The following is a 17,011-nucleotide window of genomic DNA, read 5'->3' as shown; positions in this document are numbered from 1 at the left end:
GAACCGCTCATGAAGTTCCTCGACACTCCGCCCCGCTTCCTGTTCTTCACCGGTAAGGGCGGGGTCGGGAAGACCTCCATCGCCTGCGCCACCGCCATCTCCCTGGCGCGCGCGGGTAAGCGGGTGCTGCTGGTGAGCACCGACCCCGCCTCCAACGTCGGGCAGGTGTTCGGGCTGACCATCGGCAACACCGTCACCCCGGTCGCGGCCGTCCCGGGCCTGTCGGCCTTGGAGATCGACCCCGAGCAGGCCGCCGACGCCTACCGGGAACGGATCATCGGACCGGTGCGGGGGCTGTTGCCGGAGAAGGAACTGGCGTCGATCACCGAGCAGCTGTCCGGGTCGTGCACGACCGAGATCGCCTCGTTCAACGAGTTCACCGCCCTGCTCACCGACCACGATTCGGTGGCCGGGTTCGATCACGTGCTCTTCGACACCGCCCCCACCGGGCACACCATCCGGCTGCTGCAGTTGCCAGGGTCGTGGACCGACTTCCTCAATGACGGCAAGGGCGACGCCTCCTGCCTGGGCCCGCTGTCCGGGCTCGAGAAGCAGCGCAGCATCTACGCCGACGCGGTCACCGCCCTCGCCGACCCCCAGCGCACCCGGCTGGTGCTGGTCGCCCGCGCGCAGCGGTCCCCGCTCGCCGAGATCGCCCGCACCCACACCGAACTCGTCGACATCGGGCTCACCCGCCAACACGTGGTGATCAACGGTGTCCTGCCCACCCCCACCGGCGGGGACGAGCTGGCCGGCGCCATCTACCAGCGGGAGCAGGCCGCGCTCGCCGACCTGCCCACGCAGCTCGCCGGGCTGCCGCTCGACCTGGTCGAGCTCAAGGCCACCAACATGGTCGGCATCGCCGCACTCGACACCCTGCTCACCCCGAACACCGCAGCCGCACCGACGGTTCCGGCTCCCGAGGTGACCGTACCGGCGGCGCCGCTGTCCGCGCTGGTCGACGAACTCGCCGAGAGCGGGCACGGGTTGATCATGTGCATGGGCAAAGGTGGGGTCGGCAAGACCACCCTCGCCGCCGCGATCGCCGTCGCCCTCGCCCAGCGCGGGCACCAGGTGCACCTGACCACCACCGACCCGGCTCCGCCCACCTGACCGACACCCTCGACGGAAACCTCGCGGGCCTGCAGGTCTCGCGCATCGACCCCGCCGAGGCCACCGATGCGTACCGGCAGCGGGTCCTCACGACCAAGGGCGCCGCCCTCGACGAGCAGGGCCGCGCCACCCTGGCCGAGGACCTGGCTTCCCCGTGCACCGAGGAGGTCGCCGTCTTCCAGGCGTTCTCCCGGATCATCCACGAATCGCGGCGCCGGTTCGTCGTCGTCGACACCGCCCCCACCGGGCACACCCTGCTCCTCCTCGATGCCACCGGGTCGTATCACCGGGAGATCGCCCGCCAGATGGGTGACAACAGCAATTTCACCACCCCGTTGATGCGGTTGCAGAATCCGGAGGAGACGAAGGTTCTGCTGGTCACCCTCGCCGAAACCACCCCCCGCCTCGAGGCCGAAGGCCTGCAAGCGGACCTGCAGCGCGCCGGAATCGAGCCGTGGGCGTGGCTGGTGAACAATTCCCTCGCCGCGGCGGCACCGACGTCGCCGTTGCTGCGGCAGCGGGCCGCGACCGAACTTCCGGAGATCGGTGCCGTCACCGCCGCGCATCACCGGTTCGCGGTGGTGCCGAAACTGGCCACCGACCCGGTCGGGGTCGAGGCGCTCACGGCGATGGTCGGGGCGGCGGAGACGATGCCGGTGAACTGAGCACCCGCGTACCCGCCGCATGGGCCGGGGTGGTTCATCAACTCTTCACTTGCCAGGGTGAATAGACGCCCGCCAATGTAGAGAGGTGGCACACCGGTTACGCCCCGCGGCGGGGGCCGACGCATGCTCTTCGCCCCTGGTCCGCGAACCCCTCGACGTGGACTCGGCGCTGGATCTGGCCCGCAAATTCAAGGCCCTCGGCGATCCGGTGCGGCTGCGGATGCTGAGCCTGGTGGCCGGCCACGAGGGCGGACAGGCCTGCGTCTGTGACATCGCCGGATCTTTCGACCTGACCCAACCCACCATCTCCCACCACCTCAAGGTGCTGCGCGAGGCCGGACTGCTGGACTGCCAGCGCCGCGGCACCTGGGTGTACTACTGGGTGGTCCCGGCGGCGCTGCACCAACTCTCGGCCGTACTCGGCGCCGGCGCCGAGGTCGGGGTGATGGCGGGGTCCGGGTGACCGGCAGGCCGCGAACACCGCCGCTGGTGCGGCGGCTGCTCGCCGAATTCTTGGGCACCGCGCTGCTGGTGATGGTGGTGGTCGGGTCCGGGATCGCCGCACAGCAGCTGTCCCCGGACGATATCGGGCTGCAGTTGCTGGAGAACTCGACCGCGACCGTGTTCGGTCTCGGGGTGCTGATCCTGATGCTCGGCCCGGTCTCCGGCGCCCACTTCAACCCGGTGGTCTCCGCCGCCGACTGGCTGCTCGGTCGCCGCGCCGGCACCGGCATGGCCGGATCGACGGTGGGGCTGTATGCGTTCGCCCAGATCGCCGGCGGGATCGCCGGTGCGGTGCTGGCGAACGTGATGTTCGACCTTGCCGCCTTCCAGGTCTCCACCAAGGAGCGGATCACCTCCGGGCACGTGCTCGGTGAGGTCGTCGCCACCGGCGGGCTGGTACTGCTGATCTTCGCCCTCGCGCGCACCGGCCGGGCGGCGCTGTCGGCCGCCGCGGTCGGCGCCTACATCGGGGCGGCGTACTGGTTCACCAGCTCCACCTCGTTCGCCAACCCGGCGGTGACCATCGGCCGGGTCTTCTCCGATACCTTCGCCGGCATCGCCCCCGCCTCGATGCCGCCGTTCGTGGCCGCGCAACTGGTCGGCGGCCTGGTCGGGCTCGCCCTGGTGGTGGTGCTGTATCCCGATGCCACGGCCACCGCCGACAACGCCGTCGTCCCCCATGGCGGTGCCCCCGCCGATGAGATCCGCCGCCCCACTGACGGGCCCGCCGGCCCACCCTGACTCTGCGCGATCGCCGCCGTCGCTCGTCCGCTTCAGGTGGTGCAGGTGCATCGGGCTGCCCACCGACACCCATCGGGTGTCAGTTGTTGACCTTCTTGTTCAGCTCGTCGAGTCCGGTCAGCGCCGCTTTCAGCTGGTCGTCGGTGAGCGGAATGAAGCCCGCCGCGTCCACGATCTTCGCGTTGGACCGGAGGTAGAAGTCCGCGAAGGAAACGACCTGTGGTTTCGCGAGAGCGGCGTCCGAGACGTAGATGAACAGCTCACGCGTGAGCGGCGTATAACGTCCGTCCCGGGCACTTTCGGCCGACGGCGCCACGCACCCGTTGCCGCTGTCGATCGCGACCGCCTGTCCGGGTACGGTGCGCTGCCGACACTGCGGGGCATGCCGGCAAAGACTGGTCATCATCGGAGGTTCCTTCGGGTGCCTCCTCTGACATCGACTCCCCAGACGAACGACCCAGGATTGAGACGCATAGCCCATCGACTAATCCAACCGTTCGGTGTTCACTCGAATCATCGACGGCACGCGAAGGCGGGGCCCGAGCGGTGGACACCCATCGCGGCGCATGTCATCGAGGTTGGGGAGGACGGCCCGAATGAAACCGGAAACAGCGGAAGCTCGGATGTTGCTGTCGGTGATCGAGCATGCCCAGAACCTGGTCGCAATCGCGGACTACGACACCGGACGCCTGCGCTATCTCAACCCCGCCGGGATGCAGCTGATGGGATTGACCGACGAGGCCGCCGTCGCGGCCCGCTGGGCGCCGGAGTTCTTCACCGATGTCGGGTTTGTGCAGGCCCCCGACATGGAATCGGCCCTGCTCGATCAGGGCCGGTGGGAGGGGCGGTCGGAGTTTCGGCATTTCCTGACCGGTGAACCGATCCCGGTGACCTTGTCCGCCTTCGTGGTCGAACGCAGTCCGGAGGACCGCCCTACGGTGATCGCCTGCATCGCCCAGGACCTGCGCACGGCGCAGGAGCACGAACAACGCCTGCACACCGCGTTGGAGGCGGCCGCGTACCGGGCCCGCGAACAACACGCCCTCGCCGACTTGAGCCAACTCGCCGTCGACGGCGACCTCGACCACCTTCTCGCGGCCGCGGCGGACGCCGCTGCCGCATTGATGGGCGTCAACTGCACCTCGGTGGCCCGGGCCGAGGAACCGGGCGGCACGTTGCGGGTGCTCGCCTACCGTGGTCAACCACCCATCCCGGACACCTTCGCCCCCGGCGCCGATTCCCAACCCGGCTACGCGGCAGCCACCGACGAGATCATCATCTGCCCCGACCGGTACGGCGAGCACCGGTTCGCCACCGAAGCCATGAACGCCCGGGGGCTACGGAGCGGGGTCTGCGTTCCCATCGGCGCCACATCGGTGTGGGGTGTGTTGACCGCGCACAGTGCCCGCCCCCGCGACTACTCCGACCGGGAGGTGCTGTTCCTGCGGTCGGTGACCGCGGTGCTGACGGCGGCGATCCGGCGCATCGAGGCAGAGGAGGCGCTGCGGCATCTGAGCCTGCACGACCCGCTGACCGGGCTACCGAACCGTGCTGTGGCGCATCAGGAGATCGACGCCGCCCTGGACGGGGCTCGCGAAAGCGGGCGCACGGTTGCGGTGTTGCTGATCGATCTCGACGAGTTCAAGACCCTCAACGACCGGCTCGGCCACGCCGTGGGAGATGACGCCCTCATCCGGTTGGCCGAACAACTGCAGTCGGTCGTGCACCCCACCGACACCGTGGCCCGGATCGGTGGCGACGAATTCCTCATCGTGTGCCCCGACGTCATCTCGGTCGAGGAGGCCATCACCCTCGCCATCGCGATCACCGAACTGCACATCGGGCCCGACTCACACGAACTTCGCTACACCTCCAGCGTCGGCATCGCACTCGCCGGACCGGAGGAAACCCGCGACACACTCATCCGACGCGCCGACGCTGCCATGTACCACGCCAAGGCCACCGGAAGCGGATACGCCCTCGCCCCCCTGACGTGAACCCCGCGCACCACCCGAACAGATCACCACCGACATCCGGTGACAAACCCGGTCAGACCGGAAACCGTCCTGGGACGAGCTCAGCGACACAGACAAGCGGGCTCCGTGAGGGCGAGAGCCGAGCGGCGACGGGACACCCACCACTCCTCCGACTTGTCGAGAATCGTTCGTCGGCGAGGTCTCCGACGAGGATCGGCCCGTTGTTGCACAGTGCACAGTCGGCAGGTGAAATATTCTGGTTTGGTTGACATTTCGTGCAGTGGCGGACGTCAATGATCTCGCCGGGCCGGGTCGGGTCCGCTTCGAGCCAACTGATGGTTAGGTCCTGGCGTTGTGACCACAGGCTGCTGGCATCGGCGGGTTCGTTGCCGCAGGTCGGGGTTCCGGTAGTAATCGCCGAGAAACCAACGGATATGGCGTAGTCGCTGGTTATCGATCGGTCCCGGTTGGGTCGGAAACGATCGTCTATGACCCAATTCCGGGCACCCGGGCGTCCTCCGTGAATCCCTAGGTTCGGTCGGGAGATGGTTTGGGACAGAACCCGTGTGTGTTATCTACGGGACAGAACAGGACGTGTCAGCCCTTTGTGGGACAGTTCGGGCATGGCTTGGTTCGGATACGCCAGCTGAGGTACTGCGCCACCAGCCGCAGATGCTCGGTACGTGTCTGCGCCCGCCTGCCGTACGAACGGATCTGGTCCGCATCAACTTTCAATTGCTCAGCCAGCCGCGCCACCGCCACCGGCGGCGCGGAGGCCACCCTGTCTGGCACGAACCCCAGCCACGGCAACGTGCACAACGTCACCGCCACTCCCAGCCGGTCCGCAGGACCGCGGCCCCGGCCAGGATCGACGAACGCGACATCAGCCGGGGTCAGGGTGAAGTACCGGAACAACTCCTCGCGACTGATCTCCGGGAACTCCCGCAGACGCGCCAACTCCCCGTCCGCGAACACCCGCGTCGCCACGAACCCCAACCTCCGCCATGTCGACCAACATCATCGGCAGCCAAGCCAAGCACCAACCACCCCACCCCGCCCCGCACCCCGAACCCGAATCATCCCCGACAGGGTGTGGTCCATATCCGTTGCTTTTTCGGCGATTGCTACCGGGACCCGGATTTGGCCGGGTGTAGGGGGCGCTCGGCAGGCTTTCGGGAACGGCCGCAGCCTCGACCGCTTCCAGTCGGGACGGCGCCGGTCAACGAGCGCCGTCCCGGGTAGGTTCAGCTGGTGACCGGGGTGCTCGGGCTGGAAGCGTTCGGGGCGAGCTTGGGGAAGAACATTGCCATGGAGTTCTGCAGAACCTCGATGACATGTTCCGCTGGGATCTCGGCGTCCGGATCGTCGGGGACGCCTTCGATCGTGAGCCCGTGCTCGTGTGCGTAACCGCGCAACCCGTCGAGGAAGTTCTTGCCGAGCACCGAGACGACCGTTCCGAGGGCGAGGGCATCCATCGTGAACTTGGGGACCGGGCGCGGTGTGGGATCCGGCCACGTGTTCGGGTCGCGCGGCGTGTCGAGGGTGAACGCATGGGAGAAGGTGCGGGCCGCCGCATCTCGTTGCGTGAATGGGTYACCGAGTTTCCATTGCTCGCGCAGCGTGGCGATGAGTGAGGTGTGGCGGTGCTCCTCGTTGAACACCTCGCCTTCCGCCACCCACGGCGACACGATGATGGCGGGGACCCGATAGCCGGAACGGTCGAACGTGAATCCGTGCTGGCCGGCCGGCGCCGAGGGATCGGGCGGCGGTACGGCGGGGGGCGGGACGTGGTCGTAGGTACCACCTGGTTCGTCCCAGCCGATGAGCAAGGTCGTGTTCCAGACGTTCGCGCCCGTCGGGGACTGCATGTTCTTGTAGACGTCGTAGATCCGCGACAGGAACGCTTCGCCGCCCAGGATCGACGATGGCGGATCGAAGCTGGGGATCGCGATGCCGTGTCCCATGGCTCGCCCGCAGGCCGGGTGGTAGTCGGCGTGGCCCAGGGTGAGGCAGGGCTCGATGAAGGCGAAGTCCGGCAGGGTCCCGTTGGCGGCGTCGCTCTCGAATTCGCTGAACGGCACGATGTTCGTGGCGGCGCGGTCCTTCAGGCGTTGGAAATGGGCCAAGGCGGTCCCCGAGAGCCGTTGTGGTTCGGCGACGTAGATCTTCCAGGTCTTGCGGTGATCGTCGAGCCGGTTGAAGATCGTCTCGGCGGTGTTGTCGAGGGCGAAGTTCTTCACCGGCGCGTTCACACTGAACCCCGACGAGGTCGCCGCCGTCCAGAACGAACGGTTCGGCAGCGTCTGGGACGGCACCTCGCAGAACCAGTGATCGAACACACCGAAGGCCCGTGCCAGTCCGTTCAACACGGGGATCTGCTCAGGCGTGTAGCCCGTCATGATCTGCGCGTACTCCTCGTACGTCGGCTGCCGGCCCTCCTCGGCGGTGAAGCAGCTGATGTAGGACGTGACGTAGCCGTCCATCGTCGGGGTCTGCCCGGGCTCGGGTGCGTTGAACGGCGCGGTGATGTCGTCGCCGAGCTTGAAGCGGTTGTGCTCGTTCTGGATGTTGAACAGCTGGGTGTTGGTGTGCGGGTATTCCTCCCCGGAGTCGGGGTTGGGCAGGTCCATGTCCGTGGCGACGGTGTACGGCACGACCTTGCGCTCGGCGCCGTGCTCGGCCCAGTCGGGGATCGGGTTGGACAGGTCCTTGCCGATCACACCGTCGAAGATCTTGCCGTCCTCGGGGCTATAAAGGTGGCCGAGCACGTTGTCCAACGATCGGTTCTCGAACAAGACCACGATCATGTGATCCATTGCATTCGCACGAGTCTCAGACATGAGGATTCCTCTGCGTCTGTCGAGAATTCTGGAGACGGTCTCTTGCGGACCGTACGCCAGGATCCGGCCCGTCGGTACCGTTCGCCCCGAACAGACATGACGAATGGATCGAGGCGCGCAACCTCGGAGTCGACGTATCGGCCCGTGACGACCACCGGTTGGGCGCGTTAAACGGTGCAGAAAGCTGTGGGTTGGTTGCCTCCCGGCCGACGAGAATCGGAATTCGCTAGCAACTCGCGGATTGCACACGTAACTCATGGAATCCAACAGTTACGAGTGAAATCATGCGCGAGCCCCAATGTCCGGAGCCCAACGTCATGACCAGCTGAAATCGGCAGATACCTCGCACAGCAACCTGAACGAACCTGCACACACTCCGGTATGTGGTCATTCCTCCAGTGCTTACGACGCCGAAAAGTGYAGGTCATCGGCGTACCTCGGCGGGTTCCCTCCGAGTCGAGGCATCAGCAACGTTACACCTTATTCGAAAGTATGTTCGACTACACTGGTGGGTGGATCGGATCGGGTTAGGGATGTGTGAAGGCGGCGAGTATGAGCGAACTGCCCATTGCGCCTGCCTCGAACGGGCTCACTCTTCCCGACTGCCGGGTGCGGCGTCCGAAACGCCGACGATCGTGCTTCGGAGCGGTCCGGAGCCGCTTTCCTCGCAAGGGAAAGCCCTCCACTCGCGCTCAACTCCCTTTCCGTATCGGACACTCCGTCGGTGCCGGAGATCAGCCCACCGCGGTTTCCGGCCCGGTCGACGTCGCCGAGTCTTCGATCGTCTCGATCGAGACCGGTGAGAGCTGCTTGTCGACGTAGCGCGTGACGTTCTTGTCTCGACGGATGGCCTTCCACGACCCGGCCCGGTAGATCGCCAAGACCTCGGTGTTCTTGAAGATTGTCAGCACGCCGTCCACCGTCGAGGCGTCGTTGCCCTCGGGGATCAGGTCGACGCCGTCGTCATTCTCCAGGTGAACGATGTACCCCGTCGGCAATCTATTGTCCATGTTCCGAGCCTTTCGCCCAGCGGGCTGTCGTACCGGATCGACATGAAAAGGCCGCCCGTCACATCGAATCCGAGCGAGCCGTTCACGATGGCACCGGTCGCCGGCTCGCCCGCCTTGATCTGGCCGTCGACAGCGCCGAGTGCAGCCTTGCATGTTGTGCCGTCGCCCGCGCGAGCCGAGAACCACAAGGGGTTGACGTTTGCGCTGCTCTTGACGCCAGGCATCGTGGCGGTCACCTGGTAGAGCTTACTCGGGAGGGGGTATCCCGTACTGCGAGCGCGACGAGGCCGCCTGAGCACCGGGACCCGGAGTCCGGCGGCCGTCCACCGTGCCCGGGCGGCCCCTGAATTCCTCACGCGTGCTCAGGGCCACGATGCCAGGTGACCAGAAGAGAGCGTGCCCCGCTCGCGAACGACAGCAGGGATGAACGCACCGACCCCGCCTGCCCGATCCCGCTCCTACCGGCGGCGGATGAGCGATCTGAGCGCAGCGGCAACGCGTGCGACGCGGATCGATGCACTTCGAAGTCGAGATCGGCCGGCCATGGCCTCCGACAGGCCGGACATCAGGGGTATCTCGCCGTCCACCCCGGGACGATAATGGGGTCCACCACCGGATGAGGCGCTCTAGGCGCCCGCTCGGCGAGGACAGTCACGACTCCCACACGGGTGTCGGCTGGAATGGAATCGAGAGTGACCACCCATGACAACAATCACCAGGCGTGCGGTCATCGCAGCGGCCGCCATCGCCTTGTTCACGGCTCCGGGCGTCGCCACGGCCGCCCCGAACATGCACGGCGATCCGAACACACCAGGGACGCAGGTTCAGTTCCACAACGACCAGGGCGATTCCAACAGCTACACGTGCGGCGCAGTCGGAGTCGGCGGGGCAGGAGTCGGATCGAACCCCGGCGGTGGAACCGGCCAGGTCAACGGCACCTTCGGGCCGGGACCCGTCCAGGGAGGATGTGTAGGCAGCGACGGAACGGTCTACTTCCCCACCGGCAACGCCGAGTGACCCCGACGGGCCGGGGCACGTGCTCGAGCCCTCACGACATCAGTCCGTACGCGGAGGGTAGCTAGGCGCCTACTCGTCTCGTCTCCGCTTATCCGCATTTCCTGTTCGAGGCGCGACTGGTCGGGGAAGCGCGCGGCCGAACCAGCGGTGCCGGACCCTGGTGGTGGCGTCGAGCCGCGCCATTGCCTCGTCCGTGTTGGTGGGGTGTCCCCTCGTCTGCCCGCGACAATGCGAGGAAGTGCCGCGCGCGTACCCGGCCGCCCTCGATTCCGAGGGCTACAGCTAGGCGCCGTTGTGCCCTACACACTCATCGGTACCGGATCCAGTGGGGCCGCCCGGCCCACTGCGCACCCGACCCACCTGATGGAGGAGGTGGGTCGAGATCGCCTTCGTGAAACCCGGTGACCATGACGGCTGTCAACGGACACGAGGAAGTCCGGGCCCTGCGATGTGATCGCACCGGATACTGCCCATGTCGCTTTCACCGGACGATCGTCAGGTCCGAGGGCCGAGAAAGGCGGACCAGGACACGACCTCGGGATTCTGTTTGAGCAGTGCCCGACGCTGACGTTCCGTCATGCCGCCCCACACCCCGAACTCGACACGCTTGTCGAGCGCATACGCACCGCACTCCATCAGCACCGGGCAGTGCCGACACAGGAGCGCGGCCTTGTGTTGGGCTGCACCCCGTACGAAAAGTTGGTCGAAGTTACCATTCCGACACAACGCCCGTGTTCTCCAGTTCAATCCGTCGACGTCGTATTCGATGCGGGTATGCCTGGTGGCGTCGCTCATGCGAGTCGTTCCCCCCTCGAAGACCGAACGGAATCGGGCCTGGCGAACAGTGGAAACACCGCCAGGCCACGCAGCCGCGCCGCCCAGCCCAGCCCAGGAGCCGAACCGGGACCGGCGCCGCCGTTACACCAGCGACTTGGACTTGATCGCTTGAAACTCCGGCTCGGTGATCGCGCCGGAGTCGAGCAGCGCCTTCGCATCCGCGATCTGCTGAGCCGGAGACTGCCCGGCCACCTCCCGGATGTAGCTGTCCTGAGCCCGCTTGACCTGGTGGAAGGCCGCCGCGGACCGCTCGGTCATGCCCTCGTTCCGCACGATCAGGTAGATCAGCGCCGACAGGAACGGGATCAGGAACAAGAACACGAGCCATAGGGCCTTGAGCCACCCGGACATCTGGTGGTCCCGGAACAGGTCGGTGATGATCTGAAACAGCACCATCAGGTATGCCACGAACAGGAAAGTGACGGTGACGAACCAGAAGAAATCCCAGAAGCCGTCCATTAGCGTTGCTCCATCCACTCGATAGTGCGGTTAGGAGGCCAGGATTCCGGCCTTCTCGGTGTTGAACTCCTCGTCGGTCAGCACCCCGTGATCGCGGAGTTCGCCGAGTTGTTTCAGAGCGGAGATCCGGTCGACCCCCGCCGCCGGTGGGGCCGCCGGCTGCGGCGGGAACTGCTGCGCCGGTGCTGATTGATACTGTGCCGCAGGCTGTTCGGCAGCCCACCGTTGACCCTGGCGGCGCGAGACCCGATTGGACACGGCGGTCGCGGTACCGGCCACCACGGCGGTGCGGGCAACTCCGCGGAGAAGTCCTGGCATTCTCACTCCTGTGATAGTCAACTGACGGAGTCGGCGGCGTCGAGTGCGGCGAGAATTCCCTGGACCGGGATCCGACCCGAGGCGACGAGCTGGGCACCCTCCCTCCGCAGCGCCGAGGCGAAGGGTGCGGCCCAGCAGTTCTCGTAGACGAGGATGGCTCCGGAACAACCGGGTTCGAGAACCTCCGCGGCCTGCTCGAGATCGGTCGGGTGGAGCAGGTTCGACGCCGCCTCCGCGAACAGCGCCACGTCGAATTCACCTGCGAAGCCGACCGCATCGATCGCGATTCCCTCCACCGTCGCGTCGRTTCCCTTGCGGACGAAGACGAGGTCGAGGACCCGAATGACGTTGTTCTCGACGAGGTCCCGCAGCAGCGGCAGCGCCGATCCATCCGGTTGTCGGTCGGCGGGGAACTCCACGACCAGGTAGTCGATGGGTCCGGTGTGGTCGAAGTCGGTCGTATTCACTGCAGGACCTCGCTTCTGAAGACAGCAGTGGGAAGAGCAGATCGGGCGACTCTCAAATACAGCCCCTGAGGACCTCCCCAGCGGCTCCTCGCTTGTCCAGCCTTGAGCTCGTTCTCGACAACCTGATGTGGACCAGACCCCGCATCTGCCGGGACGGACCGGTGAGAGGCCCCACGCGACAAACCGTGATCGAGGGACCGATCGCCGGCCACCCGACCCTTTTCGAGCCTAGGGCTTGGTGCCGGCGCGGTGTCTCACCCGTTGCGGGTGAGATACGCCTCGTCCGAGGCGTCGGACAATAGCTGCTGCGCGCGACGACCTGCCCGGCACGCCGCCTTCGCCGCGCATCATCAGGGGCTCGGCTCTGACCCTGTTCGAGTGCATCGGGCAACCGGCCTCGGCAACCCGCGACCCTCCTCATCACCATTGTTCTGCCCCAGCTACTCCCGGGGACGGCGCTCGCAGAGGACGGGGTGTTCGTCGACGATGTCGTCCCCCGCACGACCGCGACGTCGCCGTTCCGGTCTACTCACCAGAGGGTCAGGGGCAGCCCGGCCGCTTCGGCACACCTGATCCGTTCCTCGATCCTGTCGGTGGCTTCGCCGCAGGCGAGTCCGGTGCGGATGGCGGCGGCGATCCGCGGATCCGTCCGGCCGGGCCGCGGACATCGGCAAGCGGGCTGGCGAGGTTGCGGCGGGCGTAGGTGGTATTCGGTGCGGTTGACGGCGTTGGTCCCCAACCACATGTGTGTGGGGTTGGTGCAGCCGGCGAAGTCACACTGGTGACACACCACCGCGTCGTCGGCGCCGGACCACCCGAGTCGCCGGATAATTCCGTGTGGTCAAGTCCCAGGACGTGGTGTACGAGGTGTCGCGTGACTCCTCGTGGGGTTATGCGGTGAGCTCCGGGTGTCACCTCCAGCTTGGGTTCGGTAGTGGCGGCATTGTCGCCGCGGGAACGGGCGAGGACGTCGAGACCGAGACAGCGGCGCCCGTCGATCCACTCGTCGTGTTGCTCGGCCGTCATGACTGGTCTCCCTGCGTCGGCAACGGCGGGGTCTGACGGTGCCATGCCAGTTCGCGGAGCCGGACCCAGTCGACGGTGGGTTCGGCGGGGCGGACGCCGGGGCGGTCGCGGGGGACCCGGATCCGGAGGGCGCCGGGCTCGATGGTGCACCGCACCGGGGTGGGCAGGAGCAGGGATTCGCCGTCGACGCCGACCGGGGTCTGCCGTGTGTGGGCGTCGACGATCACCTCGGTGGTGGTGTGCTGGGTCAGGCCCCGGACGTTCGCGCGGCGCAGCAGCCCGATCGCCTGGTGGGCGTTGGCGACGGAGACGGTGACGGCGCCGAGGACGCCGCGGTCGAGCCGGTCGCGTCGGTTCAGGCCGGCGAGGTCGCTGGTGCCGTAGGGGTTGTTGCTCACCAGCACCGCCTGTGGGTTCCGCACGGTGAGGTTCCCGATTCGGGTGACGAGTGGGGTGCCGGCTTGTCCGGCGAGCAGGTCCGGGAGCATCTGGAGCACGGTGCCGGTCTTGTCGTCGCGGTAGGCGGGGCTGCGGACCACCTCGGCGTAGACCCCGAAGGAGGCGTTGTTGACGAACGGGCGGCCGTTGATCCGGCCGAGGTCGACGGCGAGCTCGACGCCGTCGCGGAGGGCGTCGAGACACCGGCTCGGGTCGGTGCGGTCGAGTCCGAGGTCCATCGCGAAGTGGTTGCGGGTGCCGGCGCTGATCACCAGGAACGGCAGGTTGTTCTCTGCCGCGACCCCCGCGACGAGGGCTTGGGTCCCGTCGCCGCCGGCCACGCCGAGCAGGTCGGCGCCGCGGTCGACGGCCTGCCGGGCCAGGTCGGTGACGTCGACGGTGCCGGGTCCTTCGAGCAGGACCACCTCGGCGCCGAGTTCCTCGGCCTTGCGTTGCAGGTCGAATTTCGCGACCTTGCCGCCACCGGAGTGCGGGTTCATGATCAGCACCGGATGCCGTACCGGTGGGGCGGGCGCCTCGCGGACGGCGGTGTCCGAGGTTCGTCCGCGCAGGGCGGCGCGGGCGCAGGGCACCGTGAGGAGCGCGAGAACCATGGAGGTGACGACCTCGGCGAGCAGGTGGGCGCGGATGAAGAGGACGAGGACGACGATCGGTGACAGTATCGCGATCGTCAGCGAGATCCAGCGCAGCACACCGCGACTGGCGAGGAACCAGTACAGGGCGGCGACCATGACGGCGACGCCGCCGATTCCGACGAGGAGGCTCCCGACGGTGCTGAGTAGACCGGCGGAGATCAGCGGCACCGCCACCGCGAGGATCGCCAGTGCGAACGCCGCCCGCGCCCACCAGCGGCGGGCTCCGGTCGTGGTGTCGGGGGCGGCGGATCGGGTCTCGCTCATCGTCATGTCCCCGTCGTCATCCTGGCGTGCCGGGTGCGGGGGTGCCGGGTGCGGGCTGGTCCTCGCGGCGGGGGTGACGCCGGAACCAGGCGGCGTAGCGGTCGGCCAAGGGTGCGGCGCTGAGTCCGTGGGCCAGGACGGAGAGCGCGATGGTGATGACGGCGGTGGTGACGAGCAGCCCTTCGTGGGGTAGTTCGCCCGGTTCTTCGAGGATGAGGATGACGAAGACGATGGTGGCTAGTCCGCGCGGGCCGAACCAGCCGACGAAGGCGACGGTCGGTCCGCGCGGGTGCGTCCCGATCAGCGACAGCGCGACGGGGACCATCCGGACGACGGTCAGGCTCAGCACCGCGTAGCCGAGCACCGCCCAGGACAGATGCCCGAGCGCGGGACCGAGCAGCACGGCACCGAAGACGATGAACGTCACGGCGCTGAACACGTCGCCGGCCTCGTCGAGCATGTCGGCCTCCTCGTCCTCGCACTCGGCCTCGCCACCGGTACCACCGCCCTCGTGGTGGTCGGTGGCGCGGTGGCGGACCGCGCCGAAGGTCAGCCCGCCGACGAACGCGGCGATGAACCCGGACCCGCCCAGGGGCACGGCGGCGGTGTAGGCCAGCGCGGCCGCCGTCACCGGGATGATCTGCGCCCACAACGGGTCGAGGGAGCGGCGGCGGGCGCCGGTGATCAGGAGCGCGGCGGCGATCGCCCCGGCCACGACGCCGGCGAGGATGCCGTACCCGATCTGCTCGGTGAGCAGGCGGGCGGCGGCGCCGCCGCCGAGCGCGCCGGCCTCGGCCTGTGCGACCGCCAGCACGACCAGGAACAGGGGCACGCAGATCCCGTCGTTGAGCCCGCTCTCGACGTTCAAACCCTGCCGCACCCGCGACGGCAGGATCGGCAGCGTCACCACCGCCTGCCCGAGGGCGGCGTCGGTCGGGGCGAGGATCACCGCGAGCAGCAGCGCTTCCGGCCAGGCGAGGTCACCGAGTGTCGCCAGTGCGGCGCCGAAACCCGCCGCGATGGTCAGCGGCAGGCCGATGCCGAGCAGTCGGGCGGGAAGTGAGATCTCGGCGCGCAGGGTGGGCAGGTTCACCCGGGAGGCGTCCGAGAACAGCACCAGCCCGAGCGTCACCTCGGCGAGCAGTTTCACCACCTCGGCGCCGGCGTGCACATCGATCAACCCGAACGCGTTCGCGCCGAGGATCAGGCCGCCGACGGTGAAGATGATCGGAGCGGTGATCGGGGTGCCCGCGATCCGGCCGGAGACCGCCGAGTAGGCGAGCAACATCGCGGCGATCGCCGGTAGCGCCCACGTCATGCCGGCACCGCCTCATCGCCGTGCTGCCGGGCCCGCGCGACGACGGGCCGGACGAGGATCTCGAGCAGCAGCAGCGCGAGAGGACCAGCAGCACGGTCCAGCCGACCACGGCCCCGGCCGGGTGGTTCCAGAACACGATCCCTGGCGGCGAAGGTGATCAGGCCGAGACAAGGCCGACCGGGAATCGGGAGAACCTCGAGACGCACACCCGTTCGCTCCACCATGGTCACTCACATCCCGTTCCTCGACTCGGAACGCTCACGGGCCCTCGCCTGGGCCCGGAGTGCAGTGCTGCACACAACGCTATCGCCGCCCGCGGGGCGCGCGGACGGGAACGAGTATGCCCGCCCGCACGAACCCGCACGCAACGCCGAATCTGCGGTCAACGCCGGTCCCTGCGGTCCTCCCGACGGTCCGGAACCGCCGTTGGCCGAGGCAATCACAGGAGCCCGGGTCGGATCGTTGTCGATCGTTGGGTGCCCCCTGACAGCGTCGAGCATGAGGTTTCGTCGGCGAGGTGCTTATGATCCGGGTCGGTGCGAGCGGAAGGTGCAGACCGATGCCCGAGAAGAAACACAAACCGCAACCCGAACCCGGTCCGCTCTGCGTGGGCGCGCGGGTGCTGGTGCGCCGGCCGTCCGAAGCGGACCAGACCGGTCGGATCATCGAGGACTACGCCGAGCTGACCGACACCGACGAACGCGGGCACGCCTGGGCGCCGGTGCACCGGTGGGCGGTCGCCCTCGACGACGGGCGCCTGGTCTTCGCCGACACCGACGACCTGACCGCCGACCCGAGCACGCACGGCTCCACCGGGTAGACCGACCCTGGCCGGTGGAACAACGACCCTGGCCGGTGGAACAACCAGCCAGGGGCCGTGCCCCCGGGGACCGACCAACTGGGTTTCTTCACCGCCACGCTGCCGGTGACGAAGAACGGCGCCGTGCCGCCGAAGCAGAAGACGGTCGCGTTTCCCTTCGCGAAACCGCTGAGCTTTCCCGCAGGCCCCGGCCCGAACGCACCGGTCTTGACGTTGAAGCCCGAGTCGAATCCGAAGCAGGTGTAGTCATTCCGCCGCCCGGTCGGATGCGGACGCACGTGGACGGTCCGCCAGCACCGGGAACCTGACCAGCAGCCGGTCGACCAGCACCTGCGTCTGGTGAAGTTGGGTGCGTAACGCGTGTTCCTCGGCCCGCCAATACCGCTCGAGGTCGCGATCGGTGGGCCAGAGCTGTTCGACCTGGGTCTGGGCGTGCGCGATGTGATCGAGGAGGCCGTCGGTCTCGGCCAGTAGCAGGGACAGAAAGATGTCGGCCTGGGCCGTGTCGGGATCGTGGGAGATCGGGGTCATCGGCTCGTTTC

The 17,011-nt window shown here is 67.8% G+C and carries 18 protein-coding genes and 2 pseudogenes; 7 read left to right on the top strand and 13 right to left on the bottom strand.

Annotated elements, in window-relative coordinates; all coding sequences use genetic code 11:
- The first annotated feature begins 9 nt into the window (after positions 1–9).
- From arsA to AC1DWT_RS26185, 3 genes and pseudogenes are all read left to right on the top strand, one after another.
- Positions 10–1,778: pseudogene (gene arsA / locus AC1DWT_RS26195) on the top strand (arsenical pump-driving ATPase).
- 85 nt (positions 1,779–1,863) lie between these two features.
- Complete coding sequence (locus tag AC1DWT_RS26190; protein WP_477922858.1) at positions 1,864–2,241, top strand: ArsR/SmtB family transcription factor; 378 nt, start codon at positions 1,864–1,866, stop codon at positions 2,239–2,241.
- Positions 2,238–3,023, top strand: coding sequence for an aquaporin (locus AC1DWT_RS26185; protein ID WP_477922856.1), 786 nt, complete (start codon positions 2,238–2,240; stop codon positions 3,021–3,023). The genes AC1DWT_RS26190 and AC1DWT_RS26185 overlap by 4 nt, the downstream gene beginning before the upstream one ends.
- 79 nt (positions 3,024–3,102) lie before the next feature.
- Here AC1DWT_RS26185 and AC1DWT_RS26180 read toward each other — a convergent pair whose 3' ends face one another.
- Positions 3,103–3,429 (bottom strand): hypothetical protein, encoded by a 327-nt coding sequence (locus AC1DWT_RS26180; RefSeq protein ID WP_477922854.1) that lies wholly within the window; start codon positions 3,427–3,429, stop codon positions 3,103–3,105.
- Between the two features lie 190 nt (positions 3,430–3,619).
- On the opposite strand from AC1DWT_RS26180, the gene AC1DWT_RS26175 reads away from it, so the two are divergent.
- Positions 3,620–5,020 carry a diguanylate cyclase domain-containing protein gene (locus AC1DWT_RS26175; protein WP_477922853.1) on the top strand — a complete coding sequence of 467 codons (1,401 nt, stop codon included), beginning with the start codon at positions 3,620–3,622 and terminating at the stop codon, positions 5,018–5,020.
- Between the two features lie 618 nt (positions 5,021–5,638).
- Here AC1DWT_RS26175 and AC1DWT_RS26170 read toward each other — a convergent pair.
- From AC1DWT_RS26170 to AC1DWT_RS26155, 4 genes and pseudogenes are all read right to left on the bottom strand, one after another.
- Positions 5,639–5,986: pseudogene (locus AC1DWT_RS26170) on the bottom strand (DUF4158 domain-containing protein); the annotation flags it as partial.
- A 257-nt stretch (positions 5,987–6,243) separates the two neighbouring features.
- Positions 6,244–7,839, bottom strand: coding sequence for an alkaline phosphatase family protein (locus tag AC1DWT_RS26165; RefSeq protein ID WP_477922851.1), 1,596 nt, complete (start codon positions 7,837–7,839; stop codon positions 6,244–6,246).
- Positions 7,840–8,573: 734 nt separating this feature from the next.
- Positions 8,574–8,849: a hypothetical protein gene (locus AC1DWT_RS26160; protein WP_206017496.1), complete on the bottom strand. Its 276-nt coding sequence runs from the start codon at positions 8,847–8,849 to the stop codon at positions 8,574–8,576.
- Positions 8,786–9,148, bottom strand: coding sequence for a DUF1942 domain-containing protein (locus AC1DWT_RS26155; RefSeq protein WP_477922883.1), 363 nt, complete (start codon positions 9,146–9,148; stop codon positions 8,786–8,788). The genes AC1DWT_RS26160 and AC1DWT_RS26155 overlap by 64 nt, the downstream gene beginning before the upstream one ends.
- Before the next feature lie 403 nt (positions 9,149–9,551).
- On the opposite strand from AC1DWT_RS26155, the gene AC1DWT_RS26150 reads away from it, so the two are divergent.
- A complete protein-coding gene (locus tag AC1DWT_RS26150) occupies positions 9,552–9,866 on the top strand; it encodes a hypothetical protein (RefSeq protein ID WP_095864908.1) in 315 nt (104 codons plus the stop codon).
- A 495-nt stretch (positions 9,867–10,361) separates the two neighbouring features.
- Here AC1DWT_RS26150 and AC1DWT_RS26145 read toward each other — a convergent pair whose 3' ends face one another.
- The 7 genes from AC1DWT_RS26145 to AC1DWT_RS26115 all read right to left on the bottom strand — a co-directional run bounded on the left by AC1DWT_RS26145 (position 10,362) and on the right by AC1DWT_RS26115 (position 15,873).
- Positions 10,362–10,661 carry a WhiB family transcriptional regulator gene (locus AC1DWT_RS26145; RefSeq protein WP_206017495.1) on the bottom strand — a complete coding sequence of 100 codons (300 nt, stop codon included), beginning with the start codon at positions 10,659–10,661 and terminating at the stop codon, positions 10,362–10,364.
- 123 nt (positions 10,662–10,784) lie between these two features.
- Positions 10,785–11,162, bottom strand: coding sequence for an SHOCT domain-containing protein (locus AC1DWT_RS26140; RefSeq protein ID WP_477922846.1), 378 nt, complete (start codon positions 11,160–11,162; stop codon positions 10,785–10,787).
- Positions 11,163–11,192: 30 nt separating this feature from the next.
- On the bottom strand, positions 11,193–11,480 hold the full coding sequence (locus tag AC1DWT_RS26135) for an SHOCT domain-containing protein (protein WP_477922845.1): 288 nt from the start codon (positions 11,478–11,480) through the stop codon (positions 11,193–11,195).
- 17 nt (positions 11,481–11,497) lie between these two features.
- A complete protein-coding gene (locus tag AC1DWT_RS26130; protein ID WP_477922843.1) occupies positions 11,498–11,947 on the bottom strand; it encodes a DUF6325 family protein in 450 nt (149 codons plus the stop codon).
- A gap of 1,022 nt (positions 11,948–12,969) precedes the next feature.
- A complete protein-coding gene (locus AC1DWT_RS26125; protein WP_477922841.1) occupies positions 12,970–14,331 on the bottom strand; it encodes a diacylglycerol/lipid kinase family protein in 1,362 nt (453 codons plus the stop codon).
- Positions 14,332–14,347: 16 nt separating this feature from the next.
- Positions 14,348–15,649 carry a cation:proton antiporter gene (locus tag AC1DWT_RS26120; RefSeq protein ID WP_477922839.1) on the bottom strand — a complete coding sequence of 434 codons (1,302 nt, stop codon included), beginning with the start codon at positions 15,647–15,649 and terminating at the stop codon, positions 14,348–14,350.
- Positions 15,646–15,873, bottom strand: coding sequence for a hypothetical protein (locus tag AC1DWT_RS26115; protein ID WP_477922837.1), 228 nt, complete (start codon positions 15,871–15,873; stop codon positions 15,646–15,648). The genes AC1DWT_RS26120 and AC1DWT_RS26115 overlap by 4 nt, the downstream gene beginning before the upstream one ends.
- Positions 15,874–16,208: 335 nt before the next feature.
- Between AC1DWT_RS26115 and AC1DWT_RS26110 the strand changes: the two genes are divergently transcribed.
- Complete coding sequence (locus tag AC1DWT_RS26110; protein ID WP_095864864.1) at positions 16,209–16,469, top strand: hypothetical protein; 261 nt, start codon at positions 16,209–16,211, stop codon at positions 16,467–16,469.
- Positions 16,470–16,526: 57 nt separating this feature from the next.
- Complete coding sequence (locus AC1DWT_RS26105; RefSeq protein WP_477922835.1) at positions 16,527–16,715, top strand: hypothetical protein; 189 nt, start codon at positions 16,527–16,529, stop codon at positions 16,713–16,715.
- Here the strand turns inward: AC1DWT_RS26105 and AC1DWT_RS26100 are convergent, their stop codons facing one another.
- Entirely contained in the window at positions 16,716–17,000 is a 285-nt protein-coding gene (locus AC1DWT_RS26100) for a hypothetical protein (protein WP_206017481.1), read from the bottom strand.
- Between the last annotated feature and the right edge of the window lie 11 nt (positions 17,001–17,011).

The sequence above is a fragment of the Rhodococcus sp. P4_B6 genome (assembly GCF_056402215.1).
The sequence above is the reverse complement of the archived record's forward strand: the minus strand, read 5'-3'. Positions and strand labels throughout refer to the sequence as shown.

Excerpts from the sequence above, each read along its gene's own strand:
- AC1DWT_RS26180 (WP_477922854.1), bottom strand. The coding sequence starts at position 3,429 with ATGATGACCAGTCTTTGCCGGCATGCCCCGCAGTGTCGGCAGCGCACC.
- AC1DWT_RS26175 (WP_477922853.1), top strand. The coding sequence starts at position 3,620 with ATGAAACCGGAAACAGCGGAAGCTCGGATGTTGCTGTCGGTGATCGAG.
- AC1DWT_RS26160 (WP_206017496.1), bottom strand. The coding sequence starts at position 8,849 with ATGGACAATAGATTGCCGACGGGGTACATCGTTCACCTGGAGAATGAC.
- AC1DWT_RS26150 (WP_095864908.1), top strand. The coding sequence starts at position 9,552 with ATGACAACAATCACCAGGCGTGCGGTCATCGCAGCGGCCGCCATCGCC.
- AC1DWT_RS26145 (WP_206017495.1), bottom strand. The coding sequence starts at position 10,661 with ATGAGCGACGCCACCAGGCATACCCGCATCGAATACGACGTCGACGGA.
- AC1DWT_RS26140 (WP_477922846.1), bottom strand. The coding sequence starts at position 11,162 with ATGGACGGCTTCTGGGATTTCTTCTGGTTCGTCACCGTCACTTTCCTG.
- AC1DWT_RS26135 (WP_477922845.1), bottom strand. The coding sequence starts at position 11,480 with ATGCCAGGACTTCTCCGCGGAGTTGCCCGCACCGCCGTGGTGGCCGGT.
- AC1DWT_RS26125 (WP_477922841.1), bottom strand. The coding sequence starts at position 14,331 with ATGAGCGAGACCCGATCCGCCGCCCCCGACACCACGACCGGAGCCCGC.
- AC1DWT_RS26120 (WP_477922839.1), bottom strand. The coding sequence starts at position 15,649 with ATGACGTGGGCGCTACCGGCGATCGCCGCGATGTTGCTCGCCTACTCG.
- AC1DWT_RS26115 (WP_477922837.1), bottom strand. The coding sequence starts at position 15,873 with ATGGTGGAGCGAACGGGTGTGCGTCTCGAGGTTCTCCCGATTCCCGGT.
- AC1DWT_RS26110 (WP_095864864.1), top strand. The coding sequence starts at position 16,209 with ATGCCCGAGAAGAAACACAAACCGCAACCCGAACCCGGTCCGCTCTGC.
- AC1DWT_RS26100 (WP_206017481.1), bottom strand. The coding sequence starts at position 17,000 with ATGACCCCGATCTCCCACGATCCCGACACGGCCCAGGCCGACATCTTT.